The following is a 6,417-nucleotide window of genomic DNA, read 5'->3' as shown; positions in this document are numbered from 1 at the left end:
AATAATAAAAGTACGTTATAATAAATATTTGTTATACAACTTAGGATCAAACCTTGAACAAATTTGCAGCCATAATTTTTGTTTTATTATTATCGTGTGGTGCTGCGCTATGGTTTTTAGCCAGTGACTCTTTAAATTTTCATATTAAAAATCAACTTCAAAATATTGGTTCGCAACTAAGCCAACAAAAAGTAACGGTTGAAAACGTAACAATCCATGGGTATCAGGGAACAGGAACCATTAGCAATTTTGTGTTGGCCCCGTCACAGTTATCAAATATTTCGACCGATGAAAAATCAACACTAAGTATTGCCGCCATTCATTTAGTGGTTGATCGTGATAGCTTAAAAGAAGATATTATTCTTATCGAGAGTATTACCATCGATGGTTTAAGTGCTTCAATTTATTACAGCGAAGATGGTGACAGCTTTAAACAACTACTATTAACCGTGCAAAAAAATATAGATCAATTCACCCTCAAAGACAGTAGTGTCAAAAATCAGCAACAAGTTACAACGACGCCACGTTTATTAAAGGTGGCTAAAATAACAGTAAATTCGCCAGTACTTAATTTAATAGGTCATAAAAACGCACCAATAATCACTAAAACATTACCTCGTTTTGAATTAGAAATTGTTGATAAAGAAACCGGTAACACTGGTGAAACCATAGGTATTGAGTTATTTGAAAAATTACTGAGCGCATTAAATAACCAAGCAACTATGCTTACAAAAACATTGTAAAGCTTGAAATAGTCTAATAACCCAGCTAATAATAGCTTTACTCTTTTATGTTTTTATCCGTATTGAAAAGGTCATAAAATGCGAACGTCATTAAAGTCAGCAAATCTCATTTGCATCCTACTTATTAATTCAGTTTTATTGTTATTACCTTTTACAAGTCATGCTCGAGATATAGAAATAACTCCCTTTATCGGGCAAATGTTCAGTTCTGATCTAATTAATAGCCAAAACGGCACAGACCTGGTTGTCACTGATGATAAAAATTATGGATTAGCAATCGCTTGGCAAGATTCACCTAATGGCCAAGGACAAATATTACTTAACACTGTTAGCCATGATTTTATCAGTAGTTCAGATCAACAAGAGCACTCCTTCGATATTACCTACTTGCATTTCAGTGGAGTTACTCAGCTTAAACAGCAAAATTATGTGACGACCATCTCGCTAGGTATCGGTGCCACTTATTTTGAAACTGACAGTAAAGACGAAATTTACCCCTCCCTCACTATGGCTTTTGGCACACGCTACGAACTATCAAAGAATATCGCTCTTGTTACAGAGCTTCGAGGTTATGCAAGTTATATAGAAGAAGATAATCAGTTATTTTGTCAAGAAAGCATCTGCCACGCTTTGTTAGAAGATGGTCTGTGGCTTGATGGAAGTATTTCAGTTGGTTTAGCTATTAAGTTTTAGTCATCATTGATAAACCATTTTATTATCAAGGTCATTACTTATTTATTACCGATAGCAAAGATAGAGTAAACCTGCTGTTATAATCAAAACAGCGATCATTGTTAGACCTAGCTGATGTTGCAGACAAAATTTCCATAAATAGCTTCATCTAATGAAAAGCAGGGCTTTAAATTTGATACAGTCGTCGGGCTTGAACAAAAATTTCTTTGGCAGCGATTTTGAAAAGAAGTGGTATTAAAAATCACTCGTTGTAAATTAAGTCCGGTAAAGCACTTTAATTACATGCCAACCAAATTTAGTTTTAACAAGATGGGGCTCTAATATTGCACCGCTAAAAGCCACTTTATCAAACTGAGGTACCATTTGACCTCGTTTAAACTCGCCTAAATCGCCCCCTTTTTTACCCGATGGACATGACGAATGTTTTTTAGCTAATGTTTGAAACTTAGCTCCTTTAGCTAGCTGCTTAATAATATCTTCTGCAATTTCTTTATGTTTAACCAAGATGTGAAGTGCATGCGCTGTTGCTGCCATATTGAAACCTTTTTAATACTGTCTAATAAACACGCATATTATAGCGGATCATGACTAATCTATTTGAATATTATCTTTCGGAAAACAAAAAGCCCCGACTCTTTCGAATCAGGGCTTTCATATTATGGTACCGCAGGACGGACTTGAACCGTCACTTCTTTCGAAACCGGATTTTGAATCCGGCGTGTCTACCAATTCCACCACTGCGGCTTAAATATTTTTCGTAGTAACTACCAAAAATTCAAACTGTTTATCAATAACGCCAGTGCGTTAATGAATCTGTTCGGCATTATACGAAAATAACTTTATTAAGCAATAGTTTTTATCAATCGTTGGTGTGTATGTTTATTATTTGGTCGATTTGGAGGGATTTGAAAGTTTAGAGCATTAAACACAGGCTTAATTAATGCTTAGGTGACGGTTCCCCTCCAACAATGCGATTATGTATAGCTCGCAACACTCAAGAAAAACCTTGCCTTCATCGGCTATTGTATCGAAATTTAAATAATTTTAATCAAAATACACGGGGCAATATATAAACAAGTCATTTGATGCCAATCTAAAATCATTCTTGTGTGATATAACATAACTATGGAAAAAGCTTAGTAACAATTTACTTACTGTAAATTGACAATTCCATATGGAGAAATATTATGAAAACCTTAATAAACAATTCTAAAAAAGTACTTATCCCCTTAATTATGGGAAGTATTTTTGCTGGAAATGTTATGGCCGCAGGCCCCTATGCGGTTGAACTTGGCGAAGCAGGTACTTTCACCATATTGAGTAAATCTGGAATTACTGATGTTTATCCGTCTGCTGTTACCGGTAATGTCGGCACTAGCCCAATTACAGGCGCTGCGCTTTTACTCAACTGTGATGAAGTAACTGGCGCTATGTATACGGTTGACTCTGCTGGTCCACTGCCCTGCTCAATAAATTCACCTTACCTTTTAGGATTAGCAGTCAGTGATATGGGCATTGCCTACAATGATGCTGCAGGCAGAGTTCCTGCTGATCATACCGAACTTGGTGCGGGTGAAATTGGTGGCCTAACACTAGCACCTGGTGTTTACAAATGGTCTTCAGACGTCAATATCAGTACAGATGTTACTTTTAATGGCACTATGGATGATGTTTGGATCATGCAAATATCAGGTAATTTAAATCAGGCAAATGCCAAGCGCGTTACTTTAACGGGTGGCGCTTTAGCCAAAAATATTTTCTGGCAAGTCGCAGGTTATACCGCACTCGGCACTTATGCATCCTTTGAAGGTATCGTGCTCAGTAAAACCTTGATTTCTGTTAATACTGGAACCACTGTTAACGGGAGACTATTGGCACAAACGGCTGTTACATTGCAAAAAAACACGATTAACGCGCCAACTGAGCAATATGAAGAAGCTCCTCAATAACAACGTAGTGACTACAGTCAAATAGCGTTAACGACATATAAAAGGTAGCAAGTTTCAATGCTACTATCATTTTTGTATGTCGTTTTTTAATACTATTTTAGCGATAAAAAACACAAATAATCATCTCTCTTATACTTTAGCTATTGTGTTTGATAAACTGTTAAAAATTTATTATTCACGTGACTTATGACTTTCATTTCATCTCAACATTTCCCCCGTGCTGGTTTTCGCCGCCGCTTAGCTTCCTGGGTATATGATCTTTTAATTGCCATTGCGGTATATATGACTGCTGGCGCAATGTCATTTCTATTGATGTACTTAGGTTTTCACTTTGGCTTATTCGGCTTACAGGGGTACGAACACTTTTCTGATGCTATTGCCAATACGGCTTGGTTAAAGTGGCCAAATGAGTTTTGGAAGCTTGCTTGGGTGTCGTTTTTCTTTATTTGGTTTTGGTCTAAAACCGGTCAAACCTTAGGGATGAAAGCGTGGCGTTTACGTGTTCAAAACCAAGATGGTACTTTGATCAATAAGGTTACTGGCCTAAAAAGATTACTGCCTACGCTATTAGGTTTAGGTAACTTTACGGTGATTTTTGATCGTAAAAACAAATTAAGCTTACAAGACAGGTTAACGGATACAGAAGTGGTGGTTTTAACGTTAGACGCTAACCGCGGTCGTTTGTAGAGTACTCCTGCTAATACGGGGCAATAAAAGTGAGGCATGATAAATGTGATTATCATGCCCTCTAATCACATTTATCGACTAAAAGGCGCGCAAGTAAAAGTTAACTGGGCCGTTTATTCATTAGATATAACGCTAATGATACAAAGATAAAGCTGGGCATTAACGCGCCAAAAGCCGCAGGCAACTGATACACTAAGCTTAACGACCCTAACACTTCGTTTGTAATAAAGAACAAGATTCCTGTTGCTACTCCCATCATAATTCTTGCCCCCATCGATACTGAACGCAAAGGTCCAAAAACAAAAGACAAGGCAAGTAACAGCATAACCGCAACGGTTAGTGGTTGAACGATTTTACGCCAAAAAGCTAAAACGTAACGACTTGAGTCTTGGTTGTTTTCTTCTAAATAACTTAAGTATTCAGATAAGCCCCGTAATGATAAAGCTTCGGGAGTAACCATAACGACGCCAAGTTTTTCAGGCGTCAAACTCGATGTCCACATTTTTACCTGCGATGACTCGGTAACCATTTTGTTTTCACTTAAATGGGTATCGACAACATCACGTAACTGCCAAGCATCTTTTTGATAAATAGCACTATCTGCAGATAACCAACTTGATAGTTTTAATGATTTATCAAAGCGGTATATTTGTACATCGTTTAATTTCCCTTTATCTTCTACTTCACCAATATGAACAAAATAATCGCCATCTTTCGCCCAAGTTCCATCAGCGGATGAAATTAAGCTTCCGCCTGATATCGCCTGTGCTTTAAGCTGTCTTGCGGCTAATTCACCAACCGGCGCTAACCACTCTCCAACAGCCATGCTGATAAAAACGAGAACAGTCGCTGACTTCATCACTGATTTTATAATGTCTACCCGCGACAAACCTGCCGCTTGCATAACCACAAGCTCACTGTTTGTTGCCAGCATGCCCATACCGATTAAACCACCAATTAGTGCTGACATCGGGAAAAACATTTCAATATCGGGTGGGATTTTATAAAGCACAAATAAAGCAGCATGCGCAATATCATAGTTACCCTTGCCCACGGTTTTCATTTCTTCAACAAACTTAATGATACCACTTAGGCTGACAAAAACTGATAACGTTAATAGCGTTGTAGATGCAATAATTCGACCAATGTACATGTCTAATATACGCATTATGATGATGTTCCTTTGCGGGTAAAATTGCGAAATAATAGCGGAAGCTTAGCTTTGATTTTCATCCCAAAACTGCGATCCTTTATAAGCAGACTTACGCCGAGCACCAGCACAAAAAAGTGTACTGGCCATAAACCTAAGTTTTTAGGTATTGTGCCCGACTCAACGCCAGAGCGCACCGCTGTCAGCATCAAGAAATAACCTAGAAACAGCAATAATGCCGGTAACATTTTAGCAAATTTACCTTGCCTAGGATTAACAACACTTAAAGGTACGGCAATTAATGTCATGATCAAACACGCAATAGGAAAAGCAATGCGCCAATGACTTTCCGCACTAAAAGCAGCGGTATCTTCCTCAAACAAATCTTGGGTGGGAATAGCCCTTAATTTTCTATTTTTGTGCGCCACTTTTTGATCTTGTATTTGGATATAATACTTATCAAAAAAGACTTCTTTGAATTCTTTACTCTTAGTATCGTTTTGATAACGTGTACCGTCACTCAAGACTAAACGCTGTGAGCCACTTTCTTCCTCAATCACTTGTCCGGTTTGTGCATAAACTAAACTGGCATTAATAATACTTTTATCCGTGGCTTTTTTATCAGGAAGTTGCGCAACAAACACTTTTTCAAAGGTGTTGTCATTACGATTTTTATCGTGAATAAAAATGACGGCTTTTTCATTACCTGTCGTTTGAAAACGACCAGCAATAAGCGAACTTAACCCCGAGTCTGCGGCTAATTGTTCTTTAACTTGATACTCATATTCTGAGGCCATAGGTGATAGGTATAGTGTAAAAATTCCGGTAAATATCGCTGTCACAAAACTTAAAATCAGTGTAACCCGCACTACGTACCATTCACTGACACCACAAGCATGCAATACTGTCATTTCGCTATCGGCATAAATACGCCCGTAAGCCAATAAAACCCCGAGAAATAAACTTAAGGGTAAAATCATTCCCGCTAAGTCAGGTATCTTTAAACCAATAAAGACCATAACCAAGTGTCCGGGGATCCCTCCTTCGGCAGCATCGTCAAGAATACGAACAAATTTATTACTAATAAAAATGGTCATCAGCACTAAGAAAACCGCTAATTGAGTTTTAGCGACTTCTTTAAGTAAATAACGAAAGATAATCATAAGAATTCCCTATAAAAACATCGTTTTTTTCT

The 6,417-nt window shown here is 37.6% G+C and carries 7 protein-coding genes and 1 tRNA gene; 4 read left to right on the top strand and 4 right to left on the bottom strand.

Translation table 11 applies throughout. The features are described from left to right. The first annotated feature begins 53 nt into the window (after positions 1-53). Together H4J62_RS03980 and H4J62_RS03975 are read left to right on the top strand one after the other, a co-directional pair. On the top strand, positions 54-743 hold the full coding sequence (locus H4J62_RS03980; protein WP_182218264.1) for a hypothetical protein: 690 nt from the start codon (positions 54-56) through the stop codon (positions 741-743). 78 nt (positions 744-821) lie between these two features. Next, a complete protein-coding gene (locus H4J62_RS03975; protein WP_182218265.1) occupies positions 822-1,436 on the top strand; it encodes a hypothetical protein in 615 nt (204 codons plus the stop codon). Positions 1,437-1,691: 255 nt separating this feature from the next. Here the strand turns inward: H4J62_RS03975 and ppiC are convergent, their stop codons facing one another. Continuing rightward, positions 1,692-1,970 carry a peptidylprolyl isomerase PpiC gene (ppiC, locus tag H4J62_RS03970; protein ID WP_070375841.1) on the bottom strand — a complete coding sequence of 93 codons (279 nt, stop codon included), beginning with the start codon at positions 1,968-1,970 and terminating at the stop codon, positions 1,692-1,694. A gap of 125 nt (positions 1,971-2,095) precedes the next feature. Then, positions 2,096-2,180 (bottom strand) — tRNA-Leu (locus H4J62_RS03965). A 443-nt stretch (positions 2,181-2,623) separates the two neighbouring features. On the opposite strand from H4J62_RS03965, the gene H4J62_RS03960 reads away from it, so the two are divergent. Both H4J62_RS03960 and H4J62_RS03955 read left to right on the top strand, forming a co-directional pair. After that, positions 2,624-3,385 (top strand): ice-binding family protein, encoded by a 762-nt coding sequence (locus H4J62_RS03960; protein WP_182218267.1) that lies wholly within the window; start codon positions 2,624-2,626, stop codon positions 3,383-3,385. Positions 3,386-3,571: 186 nt separating this feature from the next. Further along, a complete protein-coding gene (locus H4J62_RS03955) occupies positions 3,572-4,072 on the top strand; it encodes an RDD family protein (RefSeq protein WP_182218268.1) in 501 nt (166 codons plus the stop codon). A gap of 100 nt (positions 4,073-4,172) precedes the next feature. On the opposite strand, the gene lptG is transcribed toward H4J62_RS03955, so the two are convergent. Further along, positions 4,173-5,240, bottom strand: coding sequence for an LPS export ABC transporter permease LptG (gene lptG, locus H4J62_RS03950; protein ID WP_220467880.1), 1,068 nt, complete (start codon positions 5,238-5,240; stop codon positions 4,173-4,175). After that, positions 5,240-6,385, bottom strand: a complete 1,146-nt coding sequence (lptF, locus tag H4J62_RS03945) for an LPS export ABC transporter permease LptF (RefSeq protein ID WP_182218270.1) — start codon at positions 6,383-6,385, stop codon at positions 5,240-5,242. The genes lptG and lptF overlap by 1 nt, the downstream gene beginning before the upstream one ends. Positions 6,386-6,417 lie beyond the last annotated feature (32 nt).

Source organism: Colwellia sp. BRX8-5 (assembly GCF_014077325.1).
Lineage (GTDB): Bacteria > Pseudomonadota > Gammaproteobacteria > Enterobacterales > Alteromonadaceae > Colwellia_A.
This window is presented reverse-complemented; position numbering and strand designations above follow the sequence as displayed.

Coding starts and splice junctions, on each gene's coding strand:
- H4J62_RS03975 (WP_182218265.1), top strand. CDS start 822: ATGCGAACGTCATTAAAGTCAGCAAATCTCATTTGCATCCTACTTATT.
- ppiC (WP_070375841.1), bottom strand. CDS start 1,970: ATGGCAGCAACAGCGCATGCACTTCACATCTTGGTTAAACATAAAGAA.
- H4J62_RS03960 (WP_182218267.1), top strand. CDS start 2,624: ATGAAAACCTTAATAAACAATTCTAAAAAAGTACTTATCCCCTTAATT.
- H4J62_RS03955 (WP_182218268.1), top strand. CDS start 3,572: ATGACTTTCATTTCATCTCAACATTTCCCCCGTGCTGGTTTTCGCCGC.
- lptG (WP_220467880.1), bottom strand. CDS start 5,240: ATGCGTATATTAGACATGTACATTGGTCGAATTATTGCATCTACAACG.
- lptF (WP_182218270.1), bottom strand. CDS start 6,385: ATGATTATCTTTCGTTATTTACTTAAAGAAGTCGCTAAAACTCAATTA.